This window comes from Mesorhizobium sp. M1307 (genome assembly GCF_040318155.1).
GTDB lineage: Bacteria > Pseudomonadota > Alphaproteobacteria > Rhizobiales > Rhizobiaceae > Mesorhizobium.
The window spans coordinates 40,273-57,135 of the sequence record NZ_JAMYLR010000036.1 but is presented as its reverse complement, the minus strand read 5'-3'; the positions used below and the strand labels follow the sequence as shown (position 1 = coordinate 57,135).

Genomic DNA, 16,863 nt, shown 5'->3' with positions numbered 1-16,863 from the left:
TACCTGAAACCGCCGGGCCTTGCCCGCGCAAAGTCACGATTTAGGCAATAAAATCAACAGTTTGACGTTTGTGGACGGAAACTAGCTAGCGCGAGTTCGCCGCTTTCTTCAGCTGTTCGCGATCGTAGCCGTGAGCTTTCAGCGTTTCGTCGTCAAAGCCAAGCAGAACGCCGCTCACATACCGGCTCGCTTCGCGCTGGCGAGCTTCGATCAGCGCTTTCACAGCGTTTCTGAAAAATCCGCGTCTAGGTGAAATCGTGGACATGACGGTCTCCTTTGCAGGGCAATAGGACTCTTTCCTCCACGTGAAGAAGGTAAGCCTTGCTGACGCTTTTTGAAATCGCCGATTCTGCATGGCCTCCATGCGCAAAGAGACACGCAGCAACCGGGAATGATCGTTCCGAAAATCGATTCCGATTTTCGAGGTCATGCGCTACGGTCGCGCCAGCATTCGAGGAGAGCCTACATGTTCCAGACCTTCGATTCCGCCGGCGATCCGGCCGTTGGCAAGCCGCGCGTGGCAATGCTGCGCCAATGGTTGGCGGCGAACGGGCTGGATGGCTTCATTGTGCCCCGTGCCGACGAGCACCAGGGCGAATATGTCGCCGATCGCTCGGCACGGCTGAAATGGCTGACCGGCTTCAGCGGCTCGGCCGGAGTCGCCATTGTGCTTGGCGAGCGCGCCGTCATGTTTGTCGACGGGCGCTACACGCTGCAGGTGCGCCAGGAGGTCGATCTCGACATCTTTTCGATCGAGAGCCTTGTCGACAACCCGCCGGCCAGCTGGATCAAGGACAATCTCGGCAAGGGCGTGCGGTTGGGCTTCGATCCGTGGCTCCATACGATCAGTGACGTAAAGGCGCTGAAAGCCTCGGCCGAGAAGTCCGGCGCGACCTTGGTGCCGCTCGAACAAAATCCTATCGACGCCGTCTGGCAAGATCAGCCCGGGCCGCCATTGGCGCCGGTCGAGATCCACCCGATCGGCTTTGCCGGCGAACTGGCCAAGGACAAGCTGGTGCGGCTCGCGGCAGCCATCGAGAAGGACGGCGCCACCCATGCCGTGCTGACCGACCCCTCCTCCATTGCCTGGGCGTTCGACATCCGTGGCGGCGACGTACCGCACACACCGCTGGCGCTCGGCTTTGCCGTGCTGGCCGCCGACGGCTCGCATCTGCTTTTCATGGACCAGCGCAAGTTTTCGCGCACTGTCGCGGCCTACCTGACGCAGCTCGCCGAATTGCACGACCCAGGTGAATTCGAAACGGCAATCGTCACCCAGGCCAAGAGCGGTGCAAAAATCGCGCTGGACCCGGTTCTAGCGGCGGACAAGCTCAGGATGCTGGTCGAGGATAATGGCGGCACCGTCATTGCCGTGCCCGATCCGGCCCGCATTCCACGCGCAACAAAGAACAAAGCTGAGATCGCCGGCGCACGCGCCGCACATCGCCGCGACGGCGCCGCGGTCGCCAAGCTGCTGTGCTGGCTCGACCGCCAGAAGCCCGGCACGCTCGACGAAATCGCCGTTGTCACCAGGCTTGAGGAGACGCGCCGCCAGACCGGCGAAGAAACGCAGATGCCGCTGCGCGACGTATCGTTCGATACCATCTCCGGCGCTGGTCCTAACGGCGCCATCATGCACTACCGCGTCTCCCGCGCCACCAATCGCAAGCTGGGGGATGGCGAGCTGTTCCTGCTCGATTCCGGCGGGCAGTACCAGGACGGCACCACCGACATTACCCGCACCGTGCCGATCGGCACGCCAACGGAAGAGATGCGCGAACGCTTCACGCTGGTGCTGAAAGGCATGATCGGCATCTCCATGCTGCGCTTCCCCCAGGGCACGCGCGGCTCCGAAATCGATGCAGTGGCGCGCCTGGCGCTATGGAGACACGGCTGCGATTTCGCCCATGGCACCGGGCACGGTGTCGGCTCCTATCTTGCCGTGCATGAGGGCCCGCAGCGTATCGCCAAGACCGGTACCGAAAAGCTGCTGGCCGGCATGATCGTCTCCGACGAGCCCGGCTATTACAAGGAAGGTTCCTACGGCATCCGCATCGAGAACTTGATTCTGGTGACACCGGCCGAGGCAATCGAGGGCGGCGACATCGCCATGCACGGCTTCGAGACACTGACGCTGGCGCCGATCGACAAGCGGCTGGTCCGATCGGACCTTTTAACCCGCGACGAGTTGCATTGGCTTGACGAATACCATGCGCGCGTACTGGCCGAGATCGGACCGATGCTCGCCGGCGAAACGCTGGCCTGGCTGGAAAAGGCAACCGCGCCGCTGCCGCACGACTTCAAGCAATAGCCGCGGCGGCAACGCCGGTTGACAGGCTTTGCTCCGCAAGCAGTCCCTGCAAAGCGGTGACGTTGGGAGAACCGGCTCCCTTGCGCCAGAACAACACCGTGACGGCGTTGTCTTCGTCAGAGGGCAGTTCGTGCAGCTTTAGCCAGCGGCTTTCCGGGAAACCCGAAAGCACGCTTTTCGGCATCAGCGCTATGCCCATGCCAGCCACCACGCAACCAAGGATGGCATGGTATGAACCAAGCTCGATGGTTTTCTCGGCCATGAACCCTCTGCGCGCATACCATTGTTCCAGCCGCTTGCGGTGCGGACAGCCGTGCTCGAAGGCTATCATGGTTTTGGGCATGTCCAGGTGGTCTTCGACCGAAACGCGCGATGCCGCCGAGACAATGACCAGCTGCTCGTGGAATGCGGGCAGCTTTTCGAACGGAACGTCAGCGATCGGCTCGGCGGCGAACGCTGCATCGAGCTCACCGGCAAGCATGGCGGTCGCGAGAACCTGCGGATTGCCGGTGCGCAACTGGATTTCCACTTCGGGATGCCGTGCATGGTATTCGGCGAGCAGACTTGGAAGCCGTGCCGCGGCGGTGCTCTCCATAGCACCTAGGCGAAGAGTGCCGCGCGGGTGTGGATCGAGCATCGCCGTTCGCGCCTCCTCCGCAAGCGCCAGCAGCCGATCCGCATAGCCGACCAATCTGTGACCGGCCGGTGATACGTGCAGGCGCTTGCCCTCCCGGATAAACAGCTGCACGCCGAGATCCTCCTCGAGCTGCCGGATGCGTGTGGTCACGTTCGACTGCACGCGAAACAGTTTTTCCGCCGCCCTGGTGATTCCGCCCTCGCGCACCACCGTGCGGAAGATGCGCAGATCGGCCAAATCCATACATCTCTCCTGGAGAACATAACGATCTTAATTATTCATTTTAACTGATTATGCCTTTCCCGTAAATCGCCGGTGTAGCTGCCGATCAACACGGCAAACCAGGGGAGATGGAAATGTCGCGTGAGCCCTTCGGCATCCAGCCGATCGATCTAAGCGCATTGACGCCGAAGCAGCGCGAAGCGCTCTATAGCGACGCCGTGCGTGGCGCCCACCAGGAGAGAGCGGAGGCGATCCGGCTGAGCCTGTCGCGGGTCGGCGCGGTAATAGTCGCTGCGGCAAGGCGCATGTGTGATCTCGCCGTCAAGGCAAAAGTCGATCAGCCGACGAGCTGCCGCGAGAGGATCAGCACGGCAGCACCCGCCAGGAACATCGCCATCAGGCCGCCGCGCAGTGAGACAAGGCCGGCAACGATCAGGGCTGCCCATTCCGCCGGCCCGGCGCTGAGCGCCGCCGGCGCCACCAGCGTGGTCAGCACCGCCGCCGGCACGGCGCTGAGCCCGGCTTCGACGCGCGGATGGATATGATCGAAGCGGGAGATCACCAGATGACCGCCGATGCGGGTCAGATAGGTCGCGATCGAAGCGGCGATGATGATCCACAAGGTCGTGCTCATGGCCGTGCCTCCACGCCGCTGTGGCGGGGCGGCAGGATGACGGCGAGCAGCACGCCCGCCAGCGCACCTATGGAGACATGCCAGGGCGAGCCGACCGTTTTGTATGCAATGATGGAGGCGGCAGCGCTGGCGACGACCACCGGCAGCCACAGAGGCCGCTTGCGGAAGCTCATGACCAGGCCGAGAAAATAGATCGGCAGCAGGAAATCGATGCCCAACGCATCGGTGTCGGGAATAAGCTTGCCGAACATCGCGCCGAGCGCGCTTTCGATGATCCAGAACAAATAGACCGGCAGCCCAAGCCCCATATACCAGGTGAACCCGACGGTCTCGCCGGCCTCAGCCTTGCGCTCGGCCACCGCGAACTGCGGATCGGTCAGCACAAAATAGCCTATCGCCTGCTGCACCAGTGGCCAATGCGCAATGCGCCGGCCGATGCCAGCCGAATAGAGCACATGGCGAAAATTCACCGCGAAGATCGACAGCACGATCAGCCACGGCGCGACATGCTGGCCGAACAGCTCGATGCCGACCATCTGGCTGGCGCCGCCGAACACCGTTGCGCTCATCAGGAACGCTTCGAGCACGGAAAACCCGTTGTCGACCGCGAGCGCCCCGAACAGCAACGCAAACGGCGCCGACGCCACCACGACGGGCATGCTGAGCCGCACGCCGTCCCAGAAATCGCTTTTCGCACTGTTTTCGGAGATTGCTTCCGCCGACATCGACCGCTCCTCGGGAAGCGCCTATGTAGGGAGGGCGGCGCGGCTTGTCACACCAATTCGCTTGAGGCAAACGATCAGCGGAAATGACAGCTGAAGGTCGCGCAAACGCGCTTCCGTGCCTAGCGCGGCGAAGCCTTGCCTTCGATCGCCCTGCCCCAGTCAAGCAGCGGTTTTGCCCGCATGACGAAGTCGACGAGTTCGTCGACCAATCCAGCTCCGTAGATATCCGCCGGCTCGATTGCGTGCCGGACGGCAAAATGCCGGTTGCGGATCGCGGCAGCGAGATCGGGCTCGGCGATATGCTCGAAGCCGCGCGGCGTGCGCTTCATGCAGCCGTCCGGGTCGAATTCGAGGCCGTTCTTCTTCAGCGCCGCAACGAGGGTACGGAATTCAGCGGGCCGCTTCGCGATCGCGTTGCGCAGCGCCAGCAATAGCTCCGGTCCAGGCTGCCACCAGGCAACGGCGGCAAAGCAGCGCTCCAGCCCGATATGGACGTAAAACACGCCCTGTTCCATCTTGGTGCCGTCAGGCGAAAGGATCGCCGACAAATGCCGGTTATAAGGCCGTTTGTCCTTGGCGAAACGCACGTCGCGATTAATCCGGAACAGCGACTTCTTGCGGTCGCCGCGCAGGCCGAGCCCCGCGGCCGTGAAGCGCTCGGAGAGCGTCTCGACCAGATCGCCGAAGGGATCGCGCAGGTCGCGTTCGAAAAGGTCGCGGTTCTCTAAAAACCACTCCCGGCTCTGATGAAAATCCAGCGCCTTGAGGAAGGGAATGGCCTTTTGCCCAAAACCGTTGAACGCAGCCGCCATCACCCGCCCTTGCCAATCCGCTGCAGCCAGGTGTCCTCGTCGATCACCTCGATGCCGAATTTGGTCGCATCCTTCAGCTTGGAACCGGCGCCTGGCCCTGCCACCAGAAGATCGGTCTTCGCGGAAACCGAGCCGGCGACCTTCGCGCCGAGACGTTCGGCCATCGCCTTGGCCTCCGGGCGCGTCATCTTTTCCAGCGTGCCTGTAAACACGATTGTCTTGCCGGCGACCGCACTATCGGCTGAGACGTTCACAATGTACGGCTTCGGGTGGACCTGTGTGAGCAGCGCTTCAAGTACGGCGTCGTTGCGTTCATTGCCGAAGAAATCGCGAAGGGCGCCTATCACCGTATCGCCGATGCCGTTGATCGAAGGAAAAACGGTGTGTGGATCGGCTGCCGCTGCTGTCTCCTTGCCAATGCGGATCAACTCCTCGATCGTCGAGAAGGTTCGGGCGAGCACAACGGCCGTCGTTTCGCCGATATGGCGGATGCCCAGCGCAAAGATGAAGCGATCAAGTTCGGGTTCGCGGCGGGCGTCGATGGCAGCGAAGAGCTTGTCGAGGCCGTCATAGTTGCGTTCCTCGACGCTGCGTACATTCTTGCGCGTTTTGCCCGATGCGGCGTCGCGCTGCCTGGCCTGCTCCTCCCGTCGCTCCGCCAGCGCCTTGGTGACGGCGGGACGGCGGTCCCGGAGGGTGAAGATATCGGCGGCAGTCTTGACCAACCCGGCATTGAAGAACAGGTCTATGTTTTCAGCCCCCAGGCCTTCGATATCCATGGCGCCGCGCGACACAAAGTGGCGTAATCCTTCCACGGCCTGCGCGGGGCAGATCAGCTCGCCGGTGCACCGTCGGCGGGAATCCTCCTTGCCGGTCTTCTCGTTGATCTCGCGCGTTGCGGGCGAGCCGCAGATCGGACATCTGTGCGGGAATTCGTAGAGCACGGCATCAGTCGGCCGCTTGTCGGCGACGACACTCACGATTTGCGGAATGACGTCCCCTGCCCGCTGGATGACCACCGTGTCGCCGATACGCACGTCATAGCCGTCGCGGATCGGCTGGCCGTTGCTGTCCAGACCCTTGATGTAATCTTCGTTGTGAAGCGTGACATTTTCGACCACGACGCCGCCGACCGTGACGGGTGCAAGCCGGGCAACGGGCGCCAGCGTACCGGTACGGCCCACCTGAATGTCGATCCTGAGCACGGTTGTCATCGCCTGTTCGGCTGGAAATTTGTGGGCAATGGCCCAGCGTGGTTCGCCAGTGACGAAACCCCATCTGCGCTGCAATTCCAGCTGGTCGACCTTGTAGACGACGCCGTCGATGTCGTAGCCCAGCGATGAGCGCTGGGTCTCGATTAGGTGATAGTGCGCGACCAGTTCCTCGACCGATCTTGCCCGGACCATCAGCGGGCTGACCTTGAATCCCCACTCCGCGAATTTTTGCACGGAATCGTATTGGGTCGGAGCTGGATCCTTTGAAGTATAGCCCCAGGCGTAAGCAAAGAATTTAAGGTTGCGGCTGGCGGTAACTAACGGGTCCTTTTGGCGGAGCGACCCGGCCGCCGTGTTACGCGGATTGACGTAATCCTGGCCGCCTATCGCCGCCGAACGTTGCTTCAGCGCCTCGAATTCCGCGTAGGTCATATAGACCTCACCGCGTATTTCGATGACCTCGGGCCAGTCCGATCCCTTCAAGGTCTTGGGAATATCGGCGATGGTCTTGATATTGGCGGTGATGTCCTCGCCGACGACGCCGTCGCCGCGCGTTGCTCCCTGCACGAACACACCGCCTTCATACCGCAGGGAAGCCGATAGCCCGTCGATCTTCGGCTCCGCCGTGAAGGCGATGTTCAGATCCTTGTCGCGGTCAAAGAATCGCCGGCCCCGTTCTATGAAGTCCGCGACGTCCTGGTCGGTATAGGCCTTGGCAAGGCTGAGCATCGGCACCGCGTGGCGCACCTTGGCAAAACCTTCGGCCGGCGGGGCGCCGACCCTGCGTGAGGGCGAATCCTCACGCACAAGATGCGGGAACTGCTGCTCGATGGCGAGGTTGCGCCGGGTCAGCGCGTCATATTCCGCATCCGTGATTATCGGCGCGTCCTCGCCATGGTAGCGCCGGTCGTGCTCGGCGATCTCCTGCGCCAACCGCTTCAACTCGCTTGCCGCCTCGCTTTCGCTGAGCGACTCGACTGGTTTTTCGTCCATGCACTGCTCCCTCCACGGTGGCGCGACACAATAGAACAGGATTCTCTCACGAGGGAGAGACCAGGCACGGAAAATCATTCCTGAACAGCAGGATGGCGCCAGACCCTGACTCAGGTCGCGAGCGCCGGAAACGAACTCGCCTGGAGCAATTCCAGGAAAAAGTGTGAAACGGTTTCCGTCCGGAATTGCGCAAACAAAGAGGTAGAGCGGTTCGGCGTTTCCGTGAAACGATGAAACGCTCTAGGCTGCCGCGGTGTTCTCCCGTAGCAGCCGCTCGGCCGCCGCGCGCGCCTCGTCGGTGATGGTGGCACCGGCGAGCATGCGTGCGATCTCTTCCTGCCGCGCCGCCCGGTCCATCTCGGCGATGCCGGTCGAGACCCGGTCGGCCCCGCCTGATTTGGAGATCAGGAAATGCGTCGCCGCGCGCGCCGCCACTTGTGGTGCATGCGTGACCGAAAGCACCTGCACGCGTTTTGCCAGCCGCGCCAGCCGCTGGCCGATGGCGTCGGCAACCGCACCGCCGACGCCGGTGTCGATTTCGTCGAAGACCAAGGTCGGCGCCGAGCCCCGGTCAGCGAGTGCTACCTTCAACGCCAGCAGGAAGCGCGAAAGCTCGCCGCCGGAAGCGACTTTCATCATTGGGCCGGGCCTGGTGCCGGGATTGGTGCGCACCCAGAACTCGACCTGGTCGATGCCTTCTTCCATGCGGCTCTCGGCATCGCTTGCGATCTCGACGATGAATTCGGCCCGTTCGAGCTTCAGCGCCGGCAGTTCGGCCATTACCGCCTTGGTCAGCCCGACGGCCGCCGCATGGCGAAGCGACGACAGCTGGGCCGCCGTAGTGTCATAGGCCTGGCGCGCCGCCGCAGCCTGTTTCTCCAGCGCCTGCAGGCGCTCCTCGCCGGCGTCGAGATCGGCAAGATCGGCCGCCATGGTGTCACGCAATTGCGCCAGGTCGTCGACGGCGACGCTGTGCTTGCGCGAGGCGGCACGCAGCGAAAACAGCCGCTCCTCGGCTTTCTCCAGCCGCTGCGGATCATGTTCGGTGGCGCGCAGTGCGGCTTCGACGCCCGACTGCGCCGCGTCGAGCGACAGCATCGCTTCGTCGAGCGATTTGACGACGTCCTCGAGCAAGCCGGGCGCTTCCGTCACCTTGCGCTGCAGTCGCCTGAGCAGGCTGGCCAACTGCGGCAAGGGCGAGGACGGGCCCGAGAGCACATCCTGGGCGTCGTGGATTTCCGAGGCGATCTTTTCCGCTCGCATCATCGCGGCGCGCAGTTCGGCCAGCTCGGTCTCTTCGCCCGGTTGCGGATCGAGCCTGGTCAATTCGGCGACCGCTGCACGCAGATAATCGGCCTCACGGGCAGCTGCCTCGACTTTGGCCCGGTGCCGTGAAAATTCCTGCTCGCAGGTACGCCAATGCCGCCACGCCTCGCCGGTTGCCCGAGCAGCGCCGAGATGGCCGCCGAAACTGTCGAGCAACTCGCGATGGGCGCCGGGATCGACCAAAGCGCGCTCGTCGTGCTGGCCGTGGATCTCGACCAGCGCACGGCCGATGTCGCGCATCAGCGTCACGCTGGACGGCTGGTCGTTGACGAACACGCGCGTGCGGCCGTCAGCCGTCTGGACGCGGCGCAGGATGATGTCGCCGTCGTCCTCGATGGCATTCTCGGCAAGCAGCATGCGAGCCGCGTGGTTGCGCGGCACGTCGAACACGGCGATGATCTGGCCTTGTGCCGCGCCATGCCGCACCAGCGAAGCGTCGCCGCGGGCGCCAAGCGCCAGTGACAAAGCGTCGAGCAGGATGGACTTTCCGGCGCCGGTTTCGCCGGTAAGGACCGAAAGGCCGGACGAGAAGTCGATGTCCAGCTTCTCGATCAGAACGATATCGCGGATCGACAGTCTGGAGAGCATGGGGACGCGCCGCTCAGGCGCCGGTGATCAGCTTCCCGGCCTTGGAGATCCACGATCCGGCATTCTCGCGCGGCTCGAGCCCACCACTCTGCAGGAGCTTGTAGGAGTCCTTGTACCACTGGCTATCGGGATAGTTGGTGCCGAGCACGGCCGCAGCGGTCTGCGCTTCCGACGTCAGCCCCATCGCATAGTAGCTCTCGGTAAGACGCGCCAGCGCTTCCTCGACATGACGTGTGTTGGAATAGTTCTCCACGACGTTACGGAACCGTTTGACGGCCGCGATGTATTCGCGGCGCTCGAGATAATAGCGGCCGATCTGCATCTCTTTGCCGGCGAGCTGATCGTTGGCGAAGCGGATCTTCTCCTTTGCGTCGTCGGCATATTCGGACGTGGGCCAGCGCGTCACGAGGTCCTGCATCGTCTGCACGGTAAGACGCGCTTCCTTCTGGTCCTGGGTGACGTCCTTGATCTGACGGTAGTAGCTCAGCCCGATAATGTACTGGGCATAGGCTGCATCGTCGGTCGACGGATAAAGGGTCAGGTAGCGCTTGGCCGAACCGATCGCCTCGTCGTAATTGCCCTGACGGTAGTCGGCAAAGGCACCCATCACCATCGATTTGCGGGCGAATTCGGAATAGGGATGCTGGCGGTCGACGGCATCGAACTTGCGGCTTGCCTCCTGCAGTCGCCCGGCATTCAGATTGGCGAGACCCTGATTGTAGAGCACGTCGGCCGGCTCGGTCTGATCGACATAGGTCGACAGATCGACGTCCTTCTCGGACGACATGCAGGCCGACAGAAACAGCGATGGAACGACCACCGAAAGCGCCAGGAAAACAGCCCGCCGCAGCGCCTTCGATTGACCAACTCGCTTGAAAAACATGTTTGGATTCCGCCCTTTCGGCGTCATTTCAGTCGACGGCAGCAGCCATAAACCATAATTGCCTTGCCCGGCAACGCTATCCCCGGCCAATCGCACATTTTTGTGGCGGTTTGGCGCCACCTGGAAAGCTGTGTAATTTGGCCGGCCGGTGATGCATCCATGCAACACAGCTTGACCGCAACGGGAGCCGCAAGACCTTAAGAATCAGATCATCCAGGGTGCGTAGAGGGGTGCGTTGACGGCGCTCATCTCGGCGGTACGCCCGCGCTCGCGGCGCGTCGTCTCAACGATCTCGAAAGCCGAACGGTCGGACAAGAGACGGCGCAGCGCAGCTGCGTTCAGCCTGTGGCCGCCACGATAGGAGCGGAAGCAGCCGATGAACCGGGCACCGGCGAGCGCCAGGTCGCCCATCGCATCCATCGTCTTGTGGCGCGCGAACTCGTTGGGATAGCGCAGGCCTCCCATGTTGATCACGCGGTTGTCGTCGCCGATCACCAGGGAGTTTTCCAAAGACGAGCCGAGCGCATAGCCGGCCGCCCACAGCCGCTCGACGTCCTTCATGAAACCGAAAGTGCGGGCCCGCGCGACGTCGCGGCGGAAAATGTCGGCGTTCATGTCGGATGCAAAAAGCTGGCGCCCGATCGCCGGGCTTTCGAAATCGATCTCGATCTCGAAGCGCGTGCCGTCATAGGGCCTGAACTCCGCCCAGCAGGCGCCGTTCTCGATGCGAACCGGCTTGACCACCCTGATGTAGCGGCGCTTGACCGGCAGCGTTTCGATGCCTGCCTGGTCAATGGCCTCGACGAACATCACTGCGCTGCCGTCGAGGATAGGCACCTCATGGCCGTCGATTTCGATGACGAGATTGTCGATTCCAAGCCCGAAAAGCGTCGCCATCAGATGCTCGACCGTGGCAATGTGCTCGCCTTGCGGATCGCCAAGCATGGTGCAGAGATCGGTGGCGCCGACCTCGGAGACGAGCGCGCGAAATTCGTGGCTTCCGCTTGCATTCGAAAGCTGGAAGACGACACCCGTATCGGCATCCGCCGGCAGGAAATGGACGGTGACCGGATTGCCACTGTGAACGCCGATGCCAGTCAGCGTCGCGCGCGATTTAAGTGTCGTCTGATAGTCGTGCAAAACAATCCCCATAGCCCGTACTGCCTAGGTCCGCTTCGTCTGCCCTGAGGGCGCGGCTCTTGATTGATCGGCAGGCAGGGCCACTTCCCCGAGACTCCCAGCAAACCGACTTTGGTCGGTGGCGAAGATAATGGTCCCGCGGGGAGTCTCCAAATCACGGTTTCTTACTCTTTGTAACTGCGGTCCCGAGAGGGAACGCCTCATAAGTCCTTGTTCTGAAATCGTTTTTAACGTTAACAGGCGAACAGTCTCCTGCTCGCCTGTTAACAACTGTTACGAACCGTTAACAGATCAATTGGCCTGTCGGCGCAGAAAGGCGGGAATCTCCAACTGATCGTCTTCCTGGACAGCCCGGCTCTGCGGCGTCAGGCGGCCCTGCTCGTCCAGCTGGCCGCGGCGCGGCGCGTAAAGCTGCGGATCCTGGCTGGCTAGGCGGCGCACTTCGGCCGGCGCCTGGCGCAGTTTCGGTTCGCGCGGCTGCGCCGGCTGCAGCCGTGCAGGCTCCTCTTCGCGGCGGGTCAGACCGTTGGTCAGGCGCTTGAGCAACCCCATCGGGCCGCTGTTCTCGTGGTCGGCGGGGCGGGCCTTGGCTTCCACTTCGGCCTTCACCTGCGGCGGGAAATCCTCGACCCGCGGCATGCGCTGGGGCGCTGCGGCAACCGGGTGCGGCATTTCACGATGCGGAGCCGGCTGCATCGCTTGCTGAACCGCTGGCTGCATCATCGGCTGCGGCTGAGCGGGAGGCGCCTGGAAGATCTTGCTCTGCGGGCGGAAGTCTTCCGCATGGGCGACCGGTGCCGGGCGGGCCTGCGCCATCGCTGCCGCATTCGCCTCGGCGAGCTGAATGGCCTCGGCGACCGGATCGGCAGCACGTGGTTCATAGATCGGCTGCTGGACAGGCGCCGGGCGCATTTCCGTGACCTGAGCCGCCGGGCGGCTGACCGGCTTCGGCGGAGCCGTGCGGATAGCGATCGGCGCGGCAGCGATTTCGGCGGCCGATTTGTCGATGCCGGTGGCGACCACCGACACGCGGATAACGCCTTCGAGTTCCTCGTCGAAAGTGGCGCCGAGAATGATGTTGGCATCCTGGTCGACCTCTTCGCGAATGCGGGTTGCCGCCTCATCGACTTCGAACAGGGTCAGGTCGCGGCCGCCGGTGATCGAGATCAGCAGGCCCTTGGCGCCCTTCATCGAGGTCTCGTCGAGCAGCGGGTTGGCGATGGCGGCTTCCGCCGCGGCCATTGCACGGCCCTCGCCCGAAGCCTCGCCAGTCCCCATCATCGCCTTGCCCATTTCGCGCATGACCGAGCGGACGTCGGCGAAGTCGAGATTGATCAGGCCTTCCTTGACCATCAGGTCGGTGATGCAGGCAACGCCCGAATAGAGCACCTGGTCGGCCATGGCGAAGGCATCGGCGAAGGTGGTCTTGTCATTGGCCAGCCGGAACAGGTTCTGGTTGGGAATGACGATCAGGGTATCGACGCATTTCTGCAGTTCCTCGATACCCATGTCGGCCGTCTTCATGCGGCGCTGGCCTTCGAAGTGGAACGGCTTGGTGACGACGCCGACGGTGAGGATACCCTTTTCGCGGGCAGCGCGGGCAACGACGGGAGCCGCCCCGGTGCCGGTGCCGCCGCCCATGCCGGCAGTGACGAAGCACATATGCGTGTTGGAGAGATGATCGATGATCTCGTCGATGCATTCCTCCGCCGCCGCGCGCCCGACTTCAGGCTGCGATCCGGCGCCGAGACCCTCGGTGACATGCGCGCCGAGCTGGATCAGCCGCTCGGCCTTCGACATCGTCAGTGCCTGCGCGTCGGTGTTGGCCACCACGAACTCAACGCCGCGCAAGCCGGCGGTGATCATGTTGTTGACGGCATTGCCGCCGCCGCCGCCGACACCGAACACGGTGATGCGCGGCTTGAGCTCGGTGATGTCCGGCTTCTGCAGATTGATGGTCATTGTCTTCGTCCTTTGCCTTTCCCGCCGCTTCGCCGCCGCGGCCGCCTATGGGGCTGTCCCCGTCAAATTAAAAACTGTCTCTCAACCACTGACTCATTCGATGCAGTTTTCCGCCTGTTCCGGTCATCCGAAGACCGGAAATTCCCTTCGCCGGGCGGCTCTCGAAGCTCGCCATCTGCGGGTAGATCAGAAGCCCGACGGGCGTCGAAAAAGCCGGCCCCTTGGCCGCCTCGGGCAGGCCTGCCACGCCAAGCGGGCGTCCGATGCGCACATTGCGGCCGAGAATGCGGCGTGCTGCTTCTGGCAGGCCGGCAAGCTGGCTGGCGCCGCCGGTCAGCACCACACGCTTGCCGACGGCATTGCCGTAGCCGGACTTGTTCAGCCGGTCGCGCAACAATTCCAGCGTCTCGTCGATGCGAGCGCGGATGATGCGCGTCATCACCGAGCGCGGGATCTGCAACGGCACCTCGCCGTCCTCGCCGATCGGATGGATGGAAACCAGGTCGCGGTCGTCGGCACTGCCAGGCAGCGCCGAGCCATGCATCACTTTCAGCCTTTCGGCGGCATCGAGCGAGGTCGACAGGCCCTTGGCCATATCCAGCGTGACGTGGTTGCCGCCGATCGCGATGGCATCGCCATGGACGAACTTGCCTTCCGAAAACACCGAGATCGTCGCCGTGCCGCCGCCCATGTCGATGCAGGCCGCGCCCATTTCGAGCTCGTCGTCGACCAGCGCAGCAAGCCCACTGGCATAGGGCGTCGCCACCATGCGTTCGACCGACAGATGCGAGCGGTTGATGCAGAGCTCCAGATTGCGCAAGGGCGCTGCGTCGCCTGTCAGCACGTGCATGTCGACGCCAAGCTGGTCGCCAACCATGCCGCGCGGATCGCGCACACCGCGCTCGGCATCCAGCGAAAAGGCTACGGGAAGCGAATGGATCACCTCGCGCTCGGCCCGCAACGCCTGCTTGGCGCCGGCGGCAAGCACCCGCTTGATGTCGGCCTCGTCGGCCTCATGGCCGCCGAGATTGATGGTGGCCGAAAAAGCCTCGCTCTTCAGCCGGCCGGCAGTCATGTTGACGATCAGCGAATCGACCGTCAGTCCCGCCATGCGTTCGGCGGCGTCGACGGCAAGACGGATGGCGTGCTCGGCACGGTCGAGATCGATGACGACGCCCGATTTCACGCCTTGCGATTTCTGGTGGCCGATGCCGATCACCTGGACGCGATGCGAGCGGCCGCGCAGCAGCTTGCCATCGTCGCGCGGCTTGAGTTTGGCCACCACGCAGCAGACCTTGCTGGAGCCGACATCCAGCACCGTCAGGATGCCGGACCGGCGCGACGAGGCATCGCTATTGCCGCCAAGCCAGCTCATATCTTCGTCTCCGGCTTGCGCTTCAGCATCTTGGGCTTTTCGTCGAGCGCGGCTTGGCGCTGTGTCGCCGCTTCCGGCGTCAACTGGACGACCAGACGATCGGAAAGGCGCATGTCGACGGCGGCGATGTCGCGCGTCAAAAGCCCGTTCTCGTGATCCATCCTGACCAGGTCGGCAATCGCCTGATCCTCACCGTCTTCGGGGAGCTTGATCGTGATGCCGTTTTCAAGCTTGAGATCCCAGCGCCGTTCGCCGATGCGGATATAGCCCTTGATCCGCGCGGCGAGCTCCGGATAATTCTTGATCTTGGCCAGGAAATCCGGCGCTTTGGCCGGTGCGCCGGTGCCGATGATCAGCGGCAGCAATATCTGCTTGCCGCCGGAGAACGGCGCAATGACGGTGCCGGATTTCTCGATGACCGAAAGCGCGCTGCCTTGCTGCCACAGCGCGAACGGCTCGCGCTCCTCGACGCGCACTTCCAGCGTATGCGGGTAGACCTTGCGCACTGCCGCGGCTTCGACCCAGGGTAGCGTGGTGATGCGTTCGCGCGCGGCTTCGGCATCGAAGCCGATCAGCGAGGTCCAGCCGTCGAGTTCCAGCCTGTCGAGAATATCTATCTCGGACGTTTCGCGGTTGCCGACGACCTTGACCTGGTCGACGGCAAAGCCGGTGCGGGCGGTGACACTCTGGACGATGGCGTCGGAATATCCGCCGAGATAGGCGCCATAGGCACTGCTCGAAACAAGCAGTGCCGCCGACAGCATGGCAGCGCAATAGGGCGGCGCTTCGAAGTCGCCTTCGCCGAGGCGCGCCAGCACGCGCACCGGCCGGCGGAGCAGGCGCGGCAGCACGAAATGGTCGAACGACAACGGCATGCCGAACAGCGCCGGCCCGGCCGTGCCCTTCCCCTTGCCCTGTCCCCACTTCAACGCAGACACGAAGCGTCCTCCACCATCCAACTCAACAAATCGCCGAACGAGTGTCCCGCTTGCGCGGCGATTTCCGGCACCAAAGACGTCGGCGTCATACCCGGCTGGGTGTTGACCTCGAGCCAGACAATTTCGCCGTTTTCGGAGTGACGATCGTCATAACGGAAGTCCGACCGGGAAACGCCCCGACAGCCGATGGCTTGATGAGCCTTGAGCGCCAGTGTCTGTATTTTTTGGTAAATATTCGGTGAAAGTTTTGCCGGGCATTCGTGTTTTGATCCGCCCGCGACGTATTTTGAATCATAGTCGTAGAAGGAATGGCCGGTCGGGATGATCTCGCAGACACCGAGCGCCACATCGCCCATCACCGCGCAGGTCAATTCCCGCCCGTGCACATAACGCTCGACCATGACCGTATCGCCATATTTCCACTCGGACGAGCCGATGATCTGCGGCGGATGCGACTGGCCTTCATGCACGATGACGACACCGAAGCTCGATCCTTCGTTGACCGGCTTGACGACATAGGGCGGCTTCATCGGGTGCTTGTTCTGGATGGCGAAGCGATTGGCCACCTTCGACTCCGCCACCGGAACGCCGGCCGCCTTCGCGACCTTCTTGGCCTGTTCCTTGTTCATCGCAAGCGCCGAGGCAAGCACGCCGGAATGGGTGTACGGAATGGCGAGGTACTCGAGGATGCCCTGGATGGTGCCGTCCTCGCCGAAGGGGCCGTGCAGCGCATTGAAGACGACGTCAGGCTTGAGCTCGGCGAGCACCGAGCCGATGTCGCGCGAGACGTCGACGCGGGTGACCTGGTAGCCCTCTCCCTCGAGCGCATCGGCGCAGGCTTTACCCGACGACAGGGACACGGGCCGCTCGGACGAGAATCCCCCCAGAAGGACGGCCACATGCTTGCTTGTCATTCCCCGTCATTTCCTCTCACAGCAGGCCTGCACCATCGCGCATGCCCCGAAAAGCATCGCGCGCACTCAAATGCGCCCGAGCAACTTCGCTCCCGTGTTTCCGCAACATTGAGTCCGAGTCTCCCGGCAGGTTGCCCCCCAGACGGAAACGCGAGTAACGCGTCGAAACGACTCAAATCAGGAAACGCT

At 63.1% G+C, this 16,863-nt stretch carries 14 protein-coding genes; 1 reads left to right on the top strand and 13 read right to left on the bottom strand.

What is annotated here, in order from left to right:
• Window positions 1-85: 85 nt before the first annotated feature.
• Window positions 86-430, bottom strand: coding sequence for a hypothetical protein (locus tag NKH16_RS27200; protein WP_352589485.1), 345 nt, complete (start codon window positions 428-430; stop codon window positions 86-88).
• A gap of 36 nt (window positions 431-466) precedes the next feature.
• On the opposite strand from NKH16_RS27200, the gene NKH16_RS27195 reads away from it, so the two are divergent.
• Entirely contained in the window at window positions 467-2,311 is a 1,845-nt protein-coding gene (locus NKH16_RS27195; protein ID WP_352902764.1) for an aminopeptidase P family protein, read from the top strand.
• Here NKH16_RS27195 and NKH16_RS27190 read toward each other — a convergent pair.
• The 12 genes from NKH16_RS27190 to NKH16_RS27135 form a co-directional block, all read right to left on the bottom strand.
• Window positions 2,301-3,191 (bottom strand): LysR family transcriptional regulator, encoded by an 891-nt coding sequence (locus NKH16_RS27190; protein ID WP_352742461.1) that lies wholly within the window; start codon window positions 3,189-3,191, stop codon window positions 2,301-2,303. The two genes, NKH16_RS27195 and NKH16_RS27190, sit on opposite strands and share 11 nt — an antisense overlap.
• A gap of 316 nt (window positions 3,192-3,507) precedes the next feature.
• The gene (locus NKH16_RS27185) at window positions 3,508-3,804 is read right to left on the bottom strand and encodes an AzlD family protein (protein WP_352742462.1); all 297 of its coding nucleotides are present in this window, start codon (window positions 3,802-3,804) and stop codon (window positions 3,508-3,510) included.
• Window positions 3,801-4,529, bottom strand: a complete 729-nt coding sequence (locus NKH16_RS27180; RefSeq protein WP_352450120.1) for an AzlC family ABC transporter permease — start codon at window positions 4,527-4,529, stop codon at window positions 3,801-3,803. Before NKH16_RS27180 ends, NKH16_RS27185 begins: the two co-directional genes overlap by 4 nt.
• 119 nt (window positions 4,530-4,648) lie before the next feature.
• The gene (locus tag NKH16_RS27175; RefSeq protein WP_352450121.1) at window positions 4,649-5,341 is read right to left on the bottom strand and encodes a DUF2461 domain-containing protein; all 693 of its coding nucleotides are present in this window, start codon (window positions 5,339-5,341) and stop codon (window positions 4,649-4,651) included.
• A complete protein-coding gene (gene ligA / locus NKH16_RS27170) occupies window positions 5,341-7,548 on the bottom strand; it encodes an NAD-dependent DNA ligase LigA (protein WP_352742464.1) in 2,208 nt (735 codons plus the stop codon). The genes NKH16_RS27175 and ligA overlap by 1 nt, the downstream gene beginning before the upstream one ends.
• 240 nt (window positions 7,549-7,788) lie before the next feature.
• Window positions 7,789-9,462 (bottom strand): DNA repair protein RecN, encoded by a 1,674-nt coding sequence (gene recN, locus NKH16_RS27165; RefSeq protein WP_352742466.1) that lies wholly within the window; start codon window positions 9,460-9,462, stop codon window positions 7,789-7,791.
• A 13-nt stretch (window positions 9,463-9,475) separates the two neighbouring features.
• The gene (locus NKH16_RS27160; protein ID WP_023676756.1) at window positions 9,476-10,345 is read right to left on the bottom strand and encodes an outer membrane protein assembly factor BamD; all 870 of its coding nucleotides are present in this window, start codon (window positions 10,343-10,345) and stop codon (window positions 9,476-9,478) included.
• A gap of 204 nt (window positions 10,346-10,549) precedes the next feature.
• Window positions 10,550-11,497, bottom strand: coding sequence for a UDP-3-O-acyl-N-acetylglucosamine deacetylase (lpxC, locus tag NKH16_RS27155; RefSeq protein ID WP_254818982.1), 948 nt, complete (start codon window positions 11,495-11,497; stop codon window positions 10,550-10,552).
• Window positions 11,498-11,776: 279 nt separating this feature from the next.
• Window positions 11,777-13,447: a cell division protein FtsZ gene (ftsZ, locus tag NKH16_RS27150; RefSeq protein ID WP_352742467.1), complete on the bottom strand. Its 1,671-nt coding sequence runs from the start codon at window positions 13,445-13,447 to the stop codon at window positions 11,777-11,779.
• Window positions 13,448-13,514: 67 nt separating this feature from the next.
• Window positions 13,515-14,822 carry a cell division protein FtsA gene (gene ftsA / locus NKH16_RS27145; protein WP_352902759.1) on the bottom strand — a complete coding sequence of 436 codons (1,308 nt, stop codon included), beginning with the start codon at window positions 14,820-14,822 and terminating at the stop codon, window positions 13,515-13,517.
• Window positions 14,819-15,760 carry a cell division protein FtsQ/DivIB gene (locus NKH16_RS27140; RefSeq protein ID WP_352742469.1) on the bottom strand — a complete coding sequence of 314 codons (942 nt, stop codon included), beginning with the start codon at window positions 15,758-15,760 and terminating at the stop codon, window positions 14,819-14,821. Before NKH16_RS27140 ends, ftsA begins: the two co-directional genes overlap by 4 nt.
• A complete protein-coding gene (locus tag NKH16_RS27135) occupies window positions 15,748-16,674 on the bottom strand; it encodes a D-alanine--D-alanine ligase (RefSeq protein ID WP_352742471.1) in 927 nt (308 codons plus the stop codon). The genes NKH16_RS27140 and NKH16_RS27135 overlap by 13 nt, the downstream gene beginning before the upstream one ends.
• Window positions 16,675-16,863: the final 189 nt, after the last annotated feature.

What these genes read in the sequence shown, in the direction of transcription:
- NKH16_RS27200 (WP_352589485.1), bottom strand. Translation starts at nt 430, where the DNA reads ATGACCTCGAAAATCGGAATCGATTTTCGGAACGATCATTCCCGGTTG.
- NKH16_RS27195 (WP_352902764.1), top strand. Translation starts at nt 467, where the DNA reads ATGTTCCAGACCTTCGATTCCGCCGGCGATCCGGCCGTTGGCAAGCCG.
- NKH16_RS27190 (WP_352742461.1), bottom strand. Translation starts at nt 3,191, where the DNA reads ATGGATTTGGCCGATCTGCGCATCTTCCGCACGGTGGTGCGCGAGGGC.
- NKH16_RS27185 (WP_352742462.1), bottom strand. Translation starts at nt 3,804, where the DNA reads ATGAGCACGACCTTGTGGATCATCATCGCCGCTTCGATCGCGACCTAT.
- NKH16_RS27180 (WP_352450120.1), bottom strand. Translation starts at nt 4,529, where the DNA reads ATGTCGGCGGAAGCAATCTCCGAAAACAGTGCGAAAAGCGATTTCTGG.
- NKH16_RS27175 (WP_352450121.1), bottom strand. Translation starts at nt 5,341, where the DNA reads ATGGCGGCTGCGTTCAACGGTTTTGGGCAAAAGGCCATTCCCTTCCTC.
- ligA (WP_352742464.1), bottom strand. Translation starts at nt 7,548, where the DNA reads ATGGACGAAAAACCAGTCGAGTCGCTCAGCGAAAGCGAGGCGGCAAGC.
- recN (WP_352742466.1), bottom strand. Translation starts at nt 9,462, where the DNA reads ATGCTCTCCAGACTGTCGATCCGCGATATCGTTCTGATCGAGAAGCTG.
- NKH16_RS27160 (WP_023676756.1), bottom strand. Translation starts at nt 10,345, where the DNA reads ATGTTTTTCAAGCGAGTTGGTCAATCGAAGGCGCTGCGGCGGGCTGTT.
- lpxC (WP_254818982.1), bottom strand. Translation starts at nt 11,497, where the DNA reads ATGGGGATTGTTTTGCACGACTATCAGACGACACTTAAATCGCGCGCG.
- ftsZ (WP_352742467.1), bottom strand. Translation starts at nt 13,447, where the DNA reads ATGACCATCAATCTGCAGAAGCCGGACATCACCGAGCTCAAGCCGCGC.
- ftsA (WP_352902759.1), bottom strand. Translation starts at nt 14,822, where the DNA reads ATGAGCTGGCTTGGCGGCAATAGCGATGCCTCGTCGCGCCGGTCCGGC.
- NKH16_RS27135 (WP_352742471.1), bottom strand. Translation starts at nt 16,674, where the DNA reads ATGACAAGCAAGCATGTGGCCGTCCTTCTGGGGGGATTCTCGTCCGAG.